Here is a 16,115-nt window from a genome sequence, read left to right as displayed (position 1 = left end):
GCGGTTTGCTATGTCTCAACAATTCGATAGTAAAGAAAAGTACCCTATTTCCGTTTCTTCAACGGTACTTAACTTTGAAAAAGTACTAAGGTCTGGTTGCGACATATTATCCATGCAGCAAGGCTTACTGTTGCATGTTACTTGTGAACATATCGATGTTATTGCCAAAGCCGATGCCTCTCTAGCTCCCCATCAATTACTATTGCCCCCTTTTCCTGTTGATATAGCTTCTCTTCCTTCCAGTCAGTTAGAAAGCTGCGCTGAGGTTAAGCTGTGGGCGAAGCAAAACTTATTGGCAAAAGACTTTATTATTGGCCGAGTTCACCGTGTTGGTAACTATCATGTTGTGTTAATACTGGTAAACAGTGTGGAAGATATAGAATCTTCTTACGATAAAGGAAAGTTGTCTCTTCTTGATAACTGGTTAGAAAGCGTTTTACAAAAAGAACGTGGTGCTGACGATAATTCTATAAAGCATGCTGAGTTGTTCGAAAAACTGCAGTCAGTGGCCAACATAGGCGTGTGGGAAGTTGATATTGTTGAAAACGCCCTTTTTTGGTCATCTCAGACCCGCGTAATTCACGAAGTCCCTCAAAACTATGTGCCAGCGCTTAGCTCTGCCATAGAGTTTTATAAAGAGGGGCCCCACCGTGATGAAATAATACGCCTAGTTAATCATGCGATAGAAACGGGTGAGCCATGGAGTGCTACTTTGCAGTTAGTAACCGCAAAAGGAAACTCTGTCTGGGTAGAAAATCATGGCATGGTTGAAATGTTTGATGGCCATTGTGTTCGCCTTTTCGGTACATTTCAAAATGTTGATAAGTCGGTAAAACTTCGCTTGGAAGTAGAAGCAAGGCAGAAAGATGCTGAAATGGCATTCAAAGAAAGAGGCCACTTGTTATCTCGTATCAGTCATGAATTGAGAACACCGCTTAATGGTATTACAGGCATGCTGCAGGCAATAAAGTTTGAGCAGCGCGTAAATATTCGTGAGCGAAAAACTGATTTAGCGCTTAAGAGTGCTGATCGCTTATTGCTGCTTATCGATGATGTTTTAGACTATACTGAAATTTCCAATGGTGAGCTTGTACTGAAGAAAAATGACTTCTGCGTGCGGGCAATGGCAGAAGAGTTGACTGATGTATTTAAACCCTTGTGCAAAGAAAAAGGGCTTCGTTTATACGCGGCTCTGTCATTCCCCGAAAATAGTTACATAAATGGTGATGCCAACAGGATAGGGCAAATCATCTCCAAATTAATCCATAACGCCATTAAATTTACTTCACGGGGGCACATCTCCATACAGTTGACGCTAAGAGAAGCATTCAAAGTGCCTAACTTGCTTATTTCCATAGAAGACACTGGTAAAGGAATGGATGAGGAAACTAAAGCTTCGTTATTCACGCCTTTCGTACAAGGGCAAAAGCAATCGGCTATTAAAGGAAGTGGAACAGGTTTAGGGCTTTCTATCGTAAAGCAGTTAGTTGAGAAAATGGATGGCGAGCTAGAGCTTCGTTCTGAAATGAATGTAGGCACTTGTTTTGATATTGTTCTTCCGGTGACCCTAACTGATGTTAAACAAGGCCTGCTTGAACACGACGAAGCCCTATCATCAAGTTTACTCACTATACCATTGTCTATCCTGGTGGTGGATGACAACGATATTAACCGCATCGTGCTTGCCTCCATGTTGGAAAAATACAATTTCATTGCCGATGAAGCTGAAGATGGAGAAGTGGCAATACAAAAAGCCAGAGAGAAAGACTACGATCTTATTTTCATGGATTGTGCCATGCCAGTGCTCGATGGAGTGTCGGCCACAAAAATCATTCTTGAAGAGGGGTTAATGCACAGCCAAGGTAGTATTGTAGCAGTTACGGCCAATACGTCAGAAGAAGACAGAAAAGCGTGTAGAGAAGCAGGCATGTCAGCGTTTTTGTGTAAACCTGTCGATCAACGTAATGTCTCGCTAGAACTTAAGAAAGTGTTGCTCAGTAAGTCTTTTGAAATGCACCAGTGACAGCAAAAGACCGCTGCCACTGATGTTTAAACGCTACTGTCTTACTATTACTTAACCGGTATGTCAGTTTTCACTGTATCCCAATTTGTCGTAATTTCCTCAATAACCACCGAACCTACAGCGTAAGCTGCTTCTACGGCAGATTGTAGCGCTGCGTAGCCTTCCCCAGAACTTTCTAATTCAAGGTTTTTAGCAGCAGTCAGTCCTTTGGGCTGCATAGTAAAGTTACTGGCAGTACGTAGAATAAGTACGCGGTCTTTATCAACCAATTCAGCGTTATCTAAATAGGTGAGAGCTTGAAGGGTTGCTGAATCTTCCATACCTGAAGTGACAAAGTTACCTTTACTTTGTGTCCAGTAGCCCACCCAGTCGTTCGCCCAATCATTTAGCAAAGCACCATGCCAAAATGTAGAAGCAGATAAATGAGAGCCAGTCATAATTGTGGGTGCCGAAAGCGCTTTAGGATACCCCGTATAGGTAGCACGTAACTTATCCATAGCGGGAGTATTAGGTAACGCCGTATCTTTAGTAAGATTAAACGCCCAATCCCTTAAATTCGCATTTAAAATATAAACTTCGCCGTTAGGGGCTTGTTCCGGGTTTACCGACGCAGCATTAGCGTAAGGTGAATGAGTGAAAAGCGGGAAATAGCCGGTTTTCCAATCGCTTGGAATTTCACGTGCGTCAATTTGATGGGCTAGGTCGCCATCAACCACATAGTCTGTCCATACAGCAGAGCCAATAGTGCCATCGGCAGGATCCATGCCTGCAATACCTGCTACAAGCCAGTAAGCATGCGTTAAGTCGAATCTTGGGTCTAACCCAAGCGCCATTATAGCGGCAGAGGCACGAGCGATACCCATGCCCGTTACAATACCTAGTACACCGGTTTCTTCGTTAACAAAAATATCATGGTGAGCATGGGGAAGGGCATAGCGGGTTGAAAGATTTTGGCCTTTTTTCCACAGTTGGAATTCACCGGGTTTGTCACCTTCGTCTTCACCAATTTCAAACATGGCAACCACAACGGCTTTGATTTCGATAGGGGGAGTGGTTTCAGCGCAGTGCCCAGCGGAAGCGAAAAAAGAAAGGGCGAGAATAGCATTAGCAAAATAGCGCATTAATAATTGTCCTCTTAGGTATAAAAAAAGGTAAATCTACGAGGGTAGATTTACCTTTACAACTTTACGTATTACAAACACATATATTACAGTGGCTTAGAACTTATAAGCGAACTTCGCGCTCCAATGACGTGGTAATTCAGGCAATACAACCTGGCTACCGAATAAGTCAGGGAAGTTAGCACGGAAATAACGCTCATCCGTTAAGTTCTTAACGGTGAAGTTAACAGACCAGTCATCTGCTTGGTAAGACACACCAGCATTCACTAGCGTGTATGCTGGAAGCATTACCGATGCAGAGAAACCTGATGCCACTTCTTCAACGTCAACTACACTCACGTTAGCCGCATAACCGTTTTGGAAGTCGTAAGTTGCAGTTACTGTGTACACGTTTTCAGGAATACCCGCTTTACGTGCATCAGTGTTAGCAAAGCCTTCACCAATTAAGTTCAAACCAATGACGTTACCACCAAATACAAGCGATGGATCGGTAAGGCTTGTTAGGTCTTCAGCGCCTAGGAAACCAAACTGGTTACCATTTTCAAGTGCAGTAAGGTTAATAACCTTGATGTTGGTGTAGCCAGCAGACATTACAAGATTTTCGTTCACTACCCAACGTAACTCGAACTCAGTACCTTTGTTGTTGGTCGTGTTGTTCGTTACGGTGTTTTGGCTGCTAAAGTCAGTTCTTTCCATCTCGAATGATGAAAGTGCAAAGTATAGGGTGTCGTCTAGTAATGAACCTTTAATACCAAATTCAAACAATTCAGATGTATCAAATGCACCATCTTCTAATTGCCCAACACCAATTTCAGCACCTTGACCGGCAACAATAGTCGCTTGCTCAGCCGCTGTGATGTAAGGAATTAAACCAAACGGAAGTTCATATGAAATACTGGTATTCCACGACCAACCGCCTACTGTGTCTTCAGCAGAAACTGGCGTACCTTCATTGCCTTCAATGCGAGCACCAGGTAATAATAAGTCCTGACGTGATGTGGTTTCGATATCAATAGTGTCATAACGCACACCAAGAACAAGGTTCAAGCCCCAATCCCAGGTAAGGTCGGTCATGGCACCAATACCTAAATCAAGGTAGTTACCTTCATCGTAGTTGTCGTAGTTCATGCCTGAGCGAGTGGACAGTAAACGTCTGTCTAATGCTGAAGAAGCCATGGTCAAATCACGACGGTTAAAGTATTCGTAGGTAAAATCATCACCGTGTAAAAAGTCGGTATAACGAATTGACGGTGAAATCTGGAATTGCGCTAACAAGCTATCGTTTTCATATTCAGTGGCGAAAACAATTTTATCTTCAATTACCCAGCTATCGTGGAACTGCGAGAAACCATACGCATTTTCGTTGATATTATCGTATGAATCGTAGAAGAACTGGTTACGAACTTCCCAGTTGTCCGCGTAGTAAATAGTGTCGAAGTAAAAGGTAATCGCTTCGTTGCCCAGTTGGTCGTCTGGTGCAACCAATACTTGGCTACCGTTTAGGGTAGTCGTACCAACGTTTTCAAGTGCCATTAGGGCAGTTGCTTCATCATCGGTAAATGCAGCGCCAGGAACGTAGAAGAAGCTGTTACCCGCAATGTTTACTGCACCATACTCTTCATGACTAATTGAACCGTCGCCGTCAGTATCAAGCGATTGAGCAGTACCGGTAATATAAGTGCCGTCGTCAATTAGGTCTTGTGTTAAACGGTTCCAACCAGCAACTTGGTTGCCGTCGTAATCGTGGTACATACCACCAAATTCAACACGAAGGTTATCAGTAATATCGATGTTGAACGCGGCTTGTAGAATGGTTTGATCAGTTTGCGTATTTTCATAATAGCTATCTGAATTTTCTACTTCACCGTACAGGTAATATCCTACTGTTTTGTCGCCAACCTGTGCTGGACCACCAACCTCTGCAGTTAACACGCTCTTATCCCACGAACCCGTAGTATAAGAGATTGCACCTTCAGGCTTCTCTAAATACTGACCAGAAGAAGCACGAGCAGATTTAGGGTTAAAGTTTAAGTAACCACCAATCTTAGACGGGCCATAAATAGGAGACGCTGGGCCACGAACAATATCAATTCGGCTTGAAGCACCAATTGGCGTTGGGTAGTTACCTGGGTTATCTAGGCGTTTAACGCCACGAAAATAGGTTTCACCAGGTGTACCACGTACATCAAGTGAACCTGCAACACCAAAGAATGATTGGGTAAATGTACCAGGTGCAAATGCCACTAGTTCATCAATATCTGAAACGTTGAAACGCTCCATTTGTTCTTGAGAAATCGTTGATGCAGAACGTGGCGTTTCAAGAATTGATTTTCCAAAACCAAAAACTGATTCAACATCTTGACCAGGCAAACTGCCCAGCGACCCTGTTACTTCAATTTTTTCAACGTCAGCGTCTTTCGGCGCAGATTCAGCGTCTTGTGCAAGTGCAATTGAAGGCACTGACAACGTCAGACCGAATGCCAGCGCACGGGCGAATGGGTTTAGTTTGAATGTAGTGTTAATCATGGTTTCCTCTATTTTTAATAGCCTTTAAAAAGGCCTTTTATACTTTTTTATTTTTCTGTCTGGGTAATAGCACAATGAGTGCCATCTTCTTGTCCAGTTGGTCAGGAAATTAAATAAATTTAAATTTATGATTTAATTGAACTTTTTCAAAAGAGGGAAACGCGTCAATGTTATTAAAATGTGAAATGAAACAATGCTGGTGGATCTCTGCACCAGCATTGTGATGGTTAACGTGAATGTTGCACCAAATTTGCCCTTTACACTTAGCCGTGCGTATTTGTTGCTGCTTTCGGTATATTCTGTGTTGCTTTTTGCGGTGCACTGGGCAAAGTAAGATCTAAAATAATAGCGGTTAGCCCCGCAGACGTGACAGGAGAGAGTAAAACGTTTTCCAACCAAGTAGGAAGCTGAGATAGCGCACTGGGTACCATCATTACACCAATACTCATACCTAATGCGCAGGCGGTAATTAAGCTACTTCTTCTATCTAACGCGTAGCTAGCAAGTAGCTTTAAACCACCCACAGCCACCATGGCAAACATCACTAAGGTTGCCCCTCCTAACACCGGCTTAGGGATAGCTTGTAGCACACCGCCTACCACAGGGAATAGGCCAACAAAAACAAACATGCCCGCCACAAAGAAACCCACTTTTCTACTCGCAATACCGGTAAGCTGAATAACCCCGTTGTTTTGGCCAAAGGTAGTGTTGGGAAAGGTATTAAAGGCGCCAGCAATCATAGAATTAAGTCCGTCGCCCAAAATACCGCCTTTAATACGAGATAAGTAAAGCGGGCCAGACACAGGCTCTTTGCAAAACAGGCTATTCGCGGTTAAATCGCCCGCGGTTTCAATTGCGGTAAATAAGTAGATAAGTGCAATGGGTAAAAACAAGGTAATGTCGAAGCTAATGCCAAAGGCAAAGGGCTGTGGAACGGCAATGGCAGGCAAGTTATGTAGGTGAGAAAAGTCTAAACCTTTAGTGATCCACACATAGGCAGTGCCCAACGTCATTCCTACAAAAATGGCCGACAGCCGTACCCAATGATTATTCGACGCATTTAAAAATACAATAATGAGTAAAACGCTTACCCCTAAACCTAAATTGTCTAAACTTGCAAAAGATTCAGCGTTAAATCCACCGGCTAAATCCGTCATTCCTACGTTAATCAGAGATAAGCCAATGGCGGTAATCACAATACCGGTAGTCAGCGGTGTAATAATGCGCTTTAGCTGGGTAACGAATAAACTAAACACCACCTCAACTACCGCGCCCGCTAACGTAAGACCAAATAGAAGTGACAATATTTCTTCGCTACTTCCACCCTCATTTTTTACTTTCATACCCGCTAAAAGTAACGCACTAATAAACGCAAAGCTGGTCCCTTGTATAGCCACTAAGCCACTGCCTACAGGGCCGAATTTTTTAGTCTGGATAAAGGTACCCACGCCACTGACAAAAAGCGCCATACAAATAAGGTAAGCAGTATGCTCTGTAAGCCCTAAAGTGGCAGAGATAATTAACGTTGGGGTTATCACCCCTATAAAACTCGCTAGCATGTGCTGAAACGCGGCGGTTAAGCACGCCACTGCATTGGGTTTATCGTGCAAACCATAAAGTAAATCTTGATGTTGTTCTTGCATGATCAGTCCTTATCGCCGCTGCACAGTTGGCTTTCAAATGTACAGATGAATGCGCGAAACGTTGGGGTTTGGGTAGGCACGGTATCTGACGCAACTTGGTTTTCAAATTCAGCCACCCGTTGATGATATAAAGCGAGTTGCTGTGCTTTAACATCCGGTTGTAAAAAGCTGTACTGCAAGCTGTTAATACCGAGGTTGAGCAGTTCTTCCCAGCTCAAGTTAAATTGGGTTACCGCGATATAAAATTCGTCGGTTAAAGTGGAATCGAACATTCCGCGATCATCAGTAGATAACGCGGTAGGAATACCGGTACGTAGATATTCTGGAAACGGGTGGCTGTCGTAATTAGGTACATAATCTAACAGTAAATTTGAAATAAGATTAATTTCTATAAGGTAATGGCTGTTTCTCATTAGCAATAAAGTATCTGGATCAAAAATGGTATTTAACCCGTGCCCAATACGCTCTGCACCAAGTAATAAGGTGTCGCGCACGTTCGAGTCGGCGGTTTCTGATTCGCCTGCATGAAAGGCCAACAAAATTTTGGGGTACTTTGCACGAAGCTTTCGCAGCGTTGATGCAAAACGCGTGGGCTGCCCGTTTTTATCATCTTCTCTTCCCACCAAGTTTATGCCGACATAAATATCTCTATGCTTATCTACAAAGTCATAAATCCATTCCAGCTGTGCTTCCGCGTCGGGCAAAAAGCGCACTAATGCATACTGCAAGCGAACCGTAACCTGTGTGGCTTGGGCTTCTTCGCTGGCAAGCATGTCGGTATAAACTGCTAATGCTTCATCTGGAGAGTAGGGGCTTCCGTCGGGTTTTTTCGCATAGCGTACATTCACTTGCGTCTCTAAATATTGTAGGTTTTCTTTTTGATATTCCTGCATATTGCGAAGCAATATTTTTGAAACCAGTATGGGGTTGGCGGTTAATTCATTTAGCCGTTGCCAATGTGTAGAGAAAAATTCGTCTCGCCCTTCTGAGGGCGTATGCAGCCGAATACTATCCATAAAATCTTGCTTCTGATCTTCGTTAAGCAACGCTAATTCGGTATAGTTTTGTTGCAGACAATCAGGAAGCGTCACCCATGTGGTTTCACTGATGGTGTGAAAGCGTAGTGGACTTTGATTATCTGACTGGGGTTTGTCTGACTTGCACTTTCTATTGTTCACTTGGGTGTAATAGGTATAACCGCCATTTTTTGTAGGATCTGAACCGAGTTCATACCACCATTCGCTAAACCCTGAACCCGACAAGTGGTGATGTAAATCACCTCCTTTTGGCATGGCGTGTAAAAATTGATACATCTGGCGTGGCGAGGCGGTTTTTTTGAAATCTTCAAACCACAACGGCATAGAAAATGAAGAATTAGAATTAGAAGGGGAAGAATCGGCAACCGCACTTGATGCAGCAACGCTTTTATAGGCAAAACTGGAAAGAGAGATAAATACAACAAAATAGAAAGGTAAAAAGGTAAGTCGCAAACGCATGAGTACTACAGCAGTATTGAAATTATAATGCGGGTGGTTTGCAAGAAGCTGACCAGTTAGTCCATGCTCAATAAGAAGGTTAACTCAATGATAAACAGATATTTTTAGTTAAAATAGATGCGGGAAGAATAAAGGTTAAAATGTGGCGCGCACCAAGTTGGTGCCTTAAAACGAAAAGCGCGCCAATATGACGCGCTCAAATTAACAGCAAGGCGATGAAAGCTATTAGAATTCAACACCTTCGTCTAGCGTAACAAAGATAGAATGACGCACTTCGTTATACATGGCTTTTGAGCAGTGCCCTTCACCTTCAGTGTCTTCCAGTAAAATAACATCACCAGACCCAAATACGTGGCGCTCACCGTTAGAAACCGTAAATTCTGCACGACCTTTTAAGATAAAAAGAAGCTGGCGTGCTGGCGCAGGATGCCATTTAAAGTCATAGTCTGCGGGAGTTTCTCTAAAGATAATTTTATCGGCGCCAAACTTTTCTGACAATAGACCAATAGGCCCGCCATCTTTTAGCGGAATATCGATTTCACCAAAGTGGCTCTTACCTTCATCGTCATTATAAATCCTTGCTATCTTCATCTTACTTACACCTGTTTCTTATCATTCAACGAATTGCACTTAAAGGTGGGGGTTAGCGTAAGCCCCATAACAAAGCACTAAAGCGAGTCTTAGTACTTTAACTTGCGAAGACTGTGGTGCATTACCGCTAAGCTCGCGGCAACATCGCCTGTAGTGATTGACTCAGCCGGATGATGACTAATACCACCTTTACAGCGTGTGAATAGCATAGCAACAGGGCATATTTCAGCCATTGCCATTGCATCATGCCCTGCACCCGAGGCCAGTACTTTGGGTACGATCCCAGCTTCAGTTACACCTTTAAGCAATGTATTTTGTAGCGCACTATCACAATGTACCGCTGGCGCACTGTGCGTTTGCTCTATCTTTAATTCCACATTGCGTAGTACAGCAATGTCGTTGATTTTCTGCAAAATCTCTGCCAATGCGGCTTCTCTGAGCGGGTCTTCTTCACTTCGAATATCTAAAGAGAACTGGCATCTACCTGAAATCACATTAACACCATTAGGGGCGTTCTCAATTTTACCTACGGTAGCCACAACACCAGGGCGCTGCTGACTAATAGACTCTACCGCCAAAATCATTTCGGCGCTGGCACATAATGCGTCGTGGCGCATCGACATGGGCACAGTACCCGCATGTCCTGCCATACCGGTTACGGTTAACGAAAAGCGTTTCGCACCAGCAATAGCATTCACCACACCTACCGGTAAGTTTTCTTGTTCTAACACTGGGCCTTGCTCGATATGCAATTCTAAATAGCCAAGCAAGTCAGTCTGTGCAATTGCGGCACTGTTAATGGCATCAAAATCTAGCCCAAAGTTTTTCATCGCATCTTCTAGAGAAATGCCATCTTCGTCTTTTAGCCTACGCCATTCGTCTTGCCATTTTCCGGTTAACGCGCGGCTTCCTAATAACGTGGTGCCAAAACGTGTGCCTTCTTCGTCACAAAACCCAACAATATCGATATGGAAAGGGAATTGGTGTCTTTCGCCGCTGAACATAGCCATTAGCGTAACAGGTGCAACCACACCTAGCATGCCATCGTATTTTCCGCCGTTGGGCACGGTGTCTAGATGGCTACCAATAATTAAACGAGGGGCGTTAGGTACAGCTGATGTGTAACGACCCCAAATGTTACCCACGCTGTCTTGCCACGTGGTCATGCCAGCTTCTATCATCCAACCAGAGGTAAGTTGATTCGCCAACTTATGTTGTTCGGTTAAATAGCGCCTGTCTAAACAGGTGGGATTTTGGCTTAATGAACCTAGCGCTTCGCAGCGCGCCATCACTAGCGCGGCTGCATCAGAAAACTCAGACATTCATGGCTCCCGAGTACACAGCAAGCGCGGCATCTACGCCAGCACCGGCCGGTAACGACATACCTTGTTTACGCAATACGGTTTCAAGCGACTGTAGGGTGTGCAACACGGCATCTTGGCGAGCGTTATACCCCATAGTGCCTATACGCCAAATTTTACCTTTAAGGGGGCCAAAGCTAGTACCAATTTCAATGTTGAAACGCAGTAATAAGTCTTCGCGAACTTGTTCGCCGTGCACGCCATCAGGTATAACCACGCCCACTACGTTACTCATTTTATTGGCAAGGTCGCCAAAAGGCGTAAGGCCTAGCGCTTGCACACCAGCTAACATGGCATCACCTGCCACTTTATGGCGTGCAATAACATTTTGCTGGCCTTCTTCAAGATGCAAAATAGCGCATTCTCGTGCGCAATAAAGCATGGTCGCTGCTTCGGTATGATGGTTTAAGCGTTCATCACCCCAGTAATCCATGATCATGCCAAGGTCGAAATAGTTAGAGCGAATTTTCGGGCCACGTGCACTTTCATGGTGCGCATCGCGAATACCCGCTTCTACGTGGTGGCGAGTGCGCACTACATCAACGAATTTTTGGCTCATGGTAATGGGCGCACTACCTGACGGGCCGCCTAAACATTTCTGCAAGCCTACTGAAACAGCATCTAGTTTCCATTTGTCTACTTCCAGCGGGTTGCCACCAACCGATGCCGTAGCATCACAATAGAACAATACGTCGTTAGCTTCACAAATCGCACCAATGTCTTCAAGCGGTTGAAACATAGTGGTTGAGGTGTCGCCTTGTACTATGGCTAACAGCTTAGGTTGAACTTTCTTAATAGCTGCTTCAATTTGCTCAGGTGTAAATACTTCACCCCACGGCACTTCAATAGTGTGAACTTCTGCATCGGCGCGCTCGGCAATTTCAGCCAATAGATGACCAAAACGCCCGAAGATAGGCACAAGTACCTTATCACCTGGTTCGATAGCCGACACTAAAACCGCTTCAATACCTGCACGAGAAGTACCGTCAATCAGCATGGTTTGCTGGTTTTCGGTATTAAATAACGTGCGGTACAGCGCCATGGTTTCGTTCATGTAGCCTGTCATTACTGGGTCGTATTGGCCAACCAGTTGTGTAGACATGGCAGACAATACACGCGGATAGCAATTAATAGGGCCTGGGCCCATTAAAAGGCGCGGTGGAGGTGTTAATGGAGTAAAACCAGTCATAATAGGCTCCTAGATAAACACCTGCGCAAGCATGCGCAGGCCAGTAATGATGAGAACAACAGCAAAAATCTTCTTAAGTAGACCCGCGTCTAACTTATTGGCAATGCCTGCACCAATGGGCGCAAAAATAACCGTTAACGGGACAATACACGCGAAACCAAGTAGGTTAACGTAACCGTAGGTAGCGAACGGCGCGTCAACAGGGGTAGTGCCCACAAATAAAAGTGTAATGGCAGCAGGCAGCGATATAATTAGGCCAACAGCGGCTGCTGTACCTACGGCTCTGTGCGCGGGGTAATTACAAAACGTAAGGGTAGGGACGGTAAGCGTGCCGCCACCAATGCCAACCATTGAACTGAAAAAGCCAATACACGCCGCCATAATTGACTGTCCAACACGGCCAGGTAGGCCGTTAAACAATGCATCTTTTTTGCCAACTAACATGTTGATAGCAGACAAAGTGGCAATAACACCGAACATCAAGGTTAGGAAGTTAGCGTCTAGTACCGTTACTAAGTAACTTCCGGCTAATACACCTATTAGGATAAACACAGCCCATGCTTTTAGTAGGGCAAAATCTACATTGCCTTTACTGTGGTGAGCGCGAATAGAGCTAATAGACGTAGGCACAATAGTGGCAAGTGATGTTGCAGTTGCAATCACCATGGCACTTTCAGCCGATACCCCTAGCGCTTGAAATAAGAAAAACAGAACAGGCACTATAACAATACCGCCGCCTACACCTAACAGGCCAGCCAGTAATCCGGCGAACACGCCTGTACCAATTAACGATAATATTACCGTCATGTTATCGAGTAAAAACTGCATAAATTAAGAGTCTCGTTGTGAAAGTGTGCTTACTAATAAATTTACGCCCAACGTAAATTATGGTGGGTTGCTCTGACTTACTTAAAAAGGGGTGGACGTCCTTTAAAAATAAGCCAAAAGCAACACACCGATAAAACGGCTTGGGGTAATTTTTGTTGTTAGACCTTATCGGTAAAAGCTTTACCGTCGCTTCGTGGATCGCTTGCTGCGCTGACTGCACCAGTAGACGTGCGAATAACCGCGCCCGCATGGCCCATCAGTTCGTTACAAGGGTCGACAGTCACCATATCGTGGCCGCGGGCAATAAGGCTTTCGCCTACATACTCAGCTAAGTCACGCTCGGCTTTTAAGTTGTTACTTTCATCGCCCCAAGTACGGCCTAATAACCATCGGCCTAGGGCAATCGCTTTATCAATTGGCTGGTTGTGATAAACATGTCGAGCAAAAAGGGCGGCTTGTGTTTGTGGCTGACCTTCACCGCCCATGGTGCCGTAACTCATTCTGCGCCCATCAGCTAAATCGGCAAACGCAGGGTTTAGCGTATGGAACGGCTTTAATCCAGGCTTTAAATATTGGTTGCTAGCTGGGTCTAACGAGAACGAAGTACCTCGGTTATTCCATACAATGCCTGTTTGTGGGCTAACAATGCCTGAACCAAACTCCCAGTAAAGCGATTGAATGTAACTTACCATTCGACCTTCGCTATCGCAGGCACCCATCCAAATGGTATCGCCTGGTTTCGCGACATGCGGCCACGGCTGTGCCTTTTCTATCGAAATGTGTTTAACCATTTCATCAAGTGACGCATCGGTGAGCAAGCTCGCTAAATCAACCGGCGTACGTGAAGGGTCGGTAACGTTCGCATTTCGTGCAATAAACGCCTGTTTGGTGCATTCAATTAATAAGTGCACCATGTCGGCATCGGAAGAGCCTAAATGCTGCACCTTGTCGTACAGCGCTAAAATAATTAACGACGCCACACCCTGGGTAGGTGCAGGTAAGTTATACAAAGTACCTTTGCTGGTGGTAACCGAAAGCGGCTCTACAATTTGTGCTTTGTATTGGTTAAAGTCTTCAATACGAATAGGTGAACCAGCGGCTTCTAAGTCGGTAGCCAGTTTGCTAGCAAGCTCGCCCTGATAAAAGTCATCAAGCCCTGCTTTCGCTAAGTGGCTAAGTGTTTTAGACAGCGCCGTCAGTTTAAGTATTTTACCTTTTTTAAGGGCTTTGCCCTTAATTAAGAACTGATCAAAATTTGGGTCGCCGGCTAAATCGTCAAAGGTTTTATTACTGGCGTCTACTAAGCTTTGCGTAACTTCTATACCCCAATTAGCCTGGCTAATGGCGGTATCAAACAACGTATTAAGCGATAGGCCGTCTTGCCACTGGTGGCTTATTTTTAATGCTTCATTCCAACCTGCAACAGCACCGGCCATAGTAAGGGCTGATTTTCCGCCTCGGCTAGGAATAGCGCTTTCGTCTTTATAAAATTCAGGGGTAGCACCCAATGCTGCAACGCCTGAAGCATCAATACCAATAGGGGCTTTGCCAGGCTCACTAATTAGCCAAAATCCGTCGCCACCCATACCATTCATGTGAGGGTATTCAACAGCAATAGAGGCCGCTGCGGCAACCATTGCTTCAATCGCGGTGCCGCCTTTTTCTAAAATATGTAAACCCACTTGCGATGCCGCAAAGTGAGGGGCTGTGAAGCCTATGTTATGTTTTTCACTCATTGTCTTTTTTTATCCATTTGTTATTTGGCAAATGCGATCTTGTTTTCATGTTAAGCCTGCTAAGCCCGCTAAGCCCCTAATGACGAAGTCATTTCAAATCAGTAGCGACTGCGTCATTTTAAATCAGTAACGACTACATCAGTGCGGGCCTTTGATGACTAGCGCATTAGGCTGTCAGTATTTTTGCTAACTTAATAAGTGCAAGATCGCTGCCTTTTTTGCCTACCAGTGATAAACCACATGGGGCATTTTGTAGGGTAAATAGCGGCATATGAATTTGTGGAAGCTCTGCTAAACCTGCAATTGAGGTAAGCGCAAGCAGGGCGTTCCTATCGTTCGCTAGTGTTTCTTCGTCGGCATCGCACCGTGGTGCAATGCCGGGAGTAGTGGGTATCAACAATACGTCTACAGTTTCAAATAAGCTGTTGATGTATTCTTGAAACGCCACTTGCTGCTTCTTGGCTTCTTCAACTTCTTGTTCAGAAATCGTTTCGCACCAATTTAGTCGAAGCATTATATCGTGGGCAATGTCAGGGGATGTATCTGTTATCCACTGGCCATGTTGTCGCCAAATTTCAGCGCCTTGTAATACGCGAAAAGTCGCGGCAGTATTCAGTGCCGATAAATCTAATTCGTGTTCGGTAATCGGGGTAATAGTAAAACCCGCATTGGCGTTATCTGCTTTTTTATTAAGTGTTTCTACCCATTTTGTGGCCAAAACACCGTGTTTAGCACTTTGCAGCAAGTGTTGAACGGCACCAATTCGTACTAAGCTTGTATTTGAATCACTGTTGGCTACGTCGGTTTTATCTGCACCGTTTACGTTTTGTGGTGTAACCAATTCTTCTTGCGAACCATCAGCTAAACAAACTTGGCTGACTTTTTCTAGGGTGTCGAGATCGCGGCTCATCCAACCTACTGTGTCGAAAGACGGTGCCAATGCCACCATATTGTCACACGGTATAGCATTATGGGTAGTGCGCAGCCCCCATAATCCTTGATAGCTCGCAGGAACACGAATAGAACCACCTGTGTCTGTACCCAAACCAATATCAGCTAAATGTGCCGACACAGCAACAGCCGAACCTGAAGACGACCCCCCAGGAATGTGAGCAGGTGCAATAGGGTTCACCAGCTGCGGATAATGTTTATTTTGACCGTGAAGGCTATAGGCTAGTTCATCGGTAATTGTTTTACCTTTGAAGGTAGCGCCTGCATCAATTAATTTTTCAACTGTGCTATTGGTGGCCGTTGGCACAGGGTGCGTTGCCAACCAATCGGGATTCCCGGCTGCGGTTGGTAGCCCTTTAATATGAAATAAGTCTTTTACCGCTAAAGTGTAGCCCTCCAAGCTAATACCAGTTAGTTCGCCAGCTGTTGGTGAAGCATTGGCTGCCGCAGAATCTGAAGCACTTTTAGCGTTTACTTTATAGTCAGCAGGGATCGAAACAAAAGGAGAAGACACGGCACATTCGCAATAGTGAAAAATATACCTCCATGAAACAATCGTTTCTCTTTGTTGTCAAGTGAAACGTTTGTTACTGGCGTGTTATATGCAATGTTATATGCAATATGTGCGATGAGTTATATGCAATGACATA

Annotated in this window: 11 protein-coding genes; 1 reads left to right on the top strand and 10 read right to left on the bottom strand. The window is 44.6% G+C overall.

Translation table 11 applies throughout. The features are described 5' to 3' along the window. The first annotated feature begins 10 nt into the window (after positions 1-10). A complete protein-coding gene (locus J8L84_RS02875) occupies positions 11-2,023 on the top strand; it encodes an ATP-binding protein (protein WP_211069379.1) in 2,013 nt (670 codons plus the stop codon). A gap of 47 nt (positions 2,024-2,070) precedes the next feature. Here the strand turns inward: J8L84_RS02875 and J8L84_RS02870 are convergent, their stop codons facing one another. The 10 genes from J8L84_RS02870 to J8L84_RS02825 form a co-directional block, all read right to left on the bottom strand. After that, positions 2,071-3,144 (bottom strand): purine nucleoside permease, encoded by a 1,074-nt coding sequence (locus J8L84_RS02870; protein ID WP_211069378.1) that lies wholly within the window; start codon positions 3,142-3,144, stop codon positions 2,071-2,073. A gap of 96 nt (positions 3,145-3,240) precedes the next feature. Then, positions 3,241-5,670 (bottom strand): TonB-dependent receptor plug domain-containing protein, encoded by a 2,430-nt coding sequence (locus J8L84_RS02865; RefSeq protein WP_211069377.1) that lies wholly within the window; start codon positions 5,668-5,670, stop codon positions 3,241-3,243. A gap of 263 nt (positions 5,671-5,933) precedes the next feature. Next, complete coding sequence (locus J8L84_RS02860) at positions 5,934-7,313, bottom strand: nucleobase:cation symporter-2 family protein (protein WP_211069376.1); 1,380 nt, start codon at positions 7,311-7,313, stop codon at positions 5,934-5,936. A 2-nt stretch (positions 7,314-7,315) separates the two neighbouring features. Then, positions 7,316-8,809, bottom strand: a complete 1,494-nt coding sequence (locus J8L84_RS02855) for an adenosine deaminase (protein WP_211069375.1) — start codon at positions 8,807-8,809, stop codon at positions 7,316-7,318. A gap of 225 nt (positions 8,810-9,034) precedes the next feature. Next, on the bottom strand, positions 9,035-9,400 hold the full coding sequence (locus J8L84_RS02850) for an AraC family ligand binding domain-containing protein (protein WP_013784606.1): 366 nt from the start codon (positions 9,398-9,400) through the stop codon (positions 9,035-9,037). Between the two features lie 89 nt (positions 9,401-9,489). Beyond that, on the bottom strand, positions 9,490-10,722 hold the full coding sequence (locus J8L84_RS02845) for an allantoate amidohydrolase (protein WP_211069374.1): 1,233 nt from the start codon (positions 10,720-10,722) through the stop codon (positions 9,490-9,492). Then, on the bottom strand, positions 10,715-11,950 hold the full coding sequence (locus J8L84_RS02840) for an alanine--glyoxylate aminotransferase family protein (RefSeq protein ID WP_211069373.1): 1,236 nt from the start codon (positions 11,948-11,950) through the stop codon (positions 10,715-10,717). Before J8L84_RS02840 ends, J8L84_RS02845 begins: the two co-directional genes overlap by 8 nt. A gap of 9 nt (positions 11,951-11,959) precedes the next feature. Then, on the bottom strand, positions 11,960-12,778 hold the full coding sequence (locus tag J8L84_RS02835) for a sulfite exporter TauE/SafE family protein (protein ID WP_129737666.1): 819 nt from the start codon (positions 12,776-12,778) through the stop codon (positions 11,960-11,962). 158 nt (positions 12,779-12,936) lie between these two features. Continuing rightward, positions 12,937-14,514 (bottom strand): gamma-glutamyltransferase, encoded by a 1,578-nt coding sequence (locus tag J8L84_RS02830; RefSeq protein ID WP_211069372.1) that lies wholly within the window; start codon positions 14,512-14,514, stop codon positions 12,937-12,939. A 166-nt stretch (positions 14,515-14,680) separates the two neighbouring features. Beyond that, complete coding sequence (locus J8L84_RS02825) at positions 14,681-15,979, bottom strand: amidase family protein (RefSeq protein ID WP_211069371.1); 1,299 nt, start codon at positions 15,977-15,979, stop codon at positions 14,681-14,683. Between the last annotated feature and the right edge of the window lie 136 nt (positions 15,980-16,115).

It is taken from the genome of Alteromonas sp. MMG017 (genome assembly GCF_018100795.1).
Taxonomy (GTDB): domain Bacteria; phylum Pseudomonadota; class Gammaproteobacteria; order Enterobacterales; family Alteromonadaceae; genus Alteromonas.
Note: the sequence above shows the minus strand (reverse complement) of the source record. Positions and strands in the feature narration are given on the sequence as shown.

What these genes read in the sequence shown, in the direction of transcription:
- J8L84_RS02835 (WP_129737666.1), bottom strand. Translation starts at nt 12,778, where the DNA reads ATGCAGTTTTTACTCGATAACATGACGGTAATATTATCGTTAATTGGT.
- J8L84_RS02845 (WP_211069374.1), bottom strand. Translation starts at nt 10,722, where the DNA reads ATGTCTGAGTTTTCTGATGCAGCCGCGCTAGTGATGGCGCGCTGCGAA.
- J8L84_RS02855 (WP_211069375.1), bottom strand. Translation starts at nt 8,809, where the DNA reads ATGCGTTTGCGACTTACCTTTTTACCTTTCTATTTTGTTGTATTTATC.
- J8L84_RS02865 (WP_211069377.1), bottom strand. Translation starts at nt 5,670, where the DNA reads ATGATTAACACTACATTCAAACTAAACCCATTCGCCCGTGCGCTGGCA.
- J8L84_RS02875 (WP_211069379.1), top strand. Translation starts at nt 11, where the DNA reads ATGTCTCAACAATTCGATAGTAAAGAAAAGTACCCTATTTCCGTTTCT.
- J8L84_RS02850 (WP_013784606.1), bottom strand. Translation starts at nt 9,400, where the DNA reads ATGAAGATAGCAAGGATTTATAATGACGATGAAGGTAAGAGCCACTTT.
- J8L84_RS02870 (WP_211069378.1), bottom strand. Translation starts at nt 3,144, where the DNA reads ATGCGCTATTTTGCTAATGCTATTCTCGCCCTTTCTTTTTTCGCTTCC.
- J8L84_RS02830 (WP_211069372.1), bottom strand. Translation starts at nt 14,514, where the DNA reads ATGAGTGAAAAACATAACATAGGCTTCACAGCCCCTCACTTTGCGGCA.
- J8L84_RS02860 (WP_211069376.1), bottom strand. Translation starts at nt 7,313, where the DNA reads ATGCAAGAACAACATCAAGATTTACTTTATGGTTTGCACGATAAACCC.
- J8L84_RS02840 (WP_211069373.1), bottom strand. Translation starts at nt 11,950, where the DNA reads ATGACTGGTTTTACTCCATTAACACCTCCACCGCGCCTTTTAATGGGC.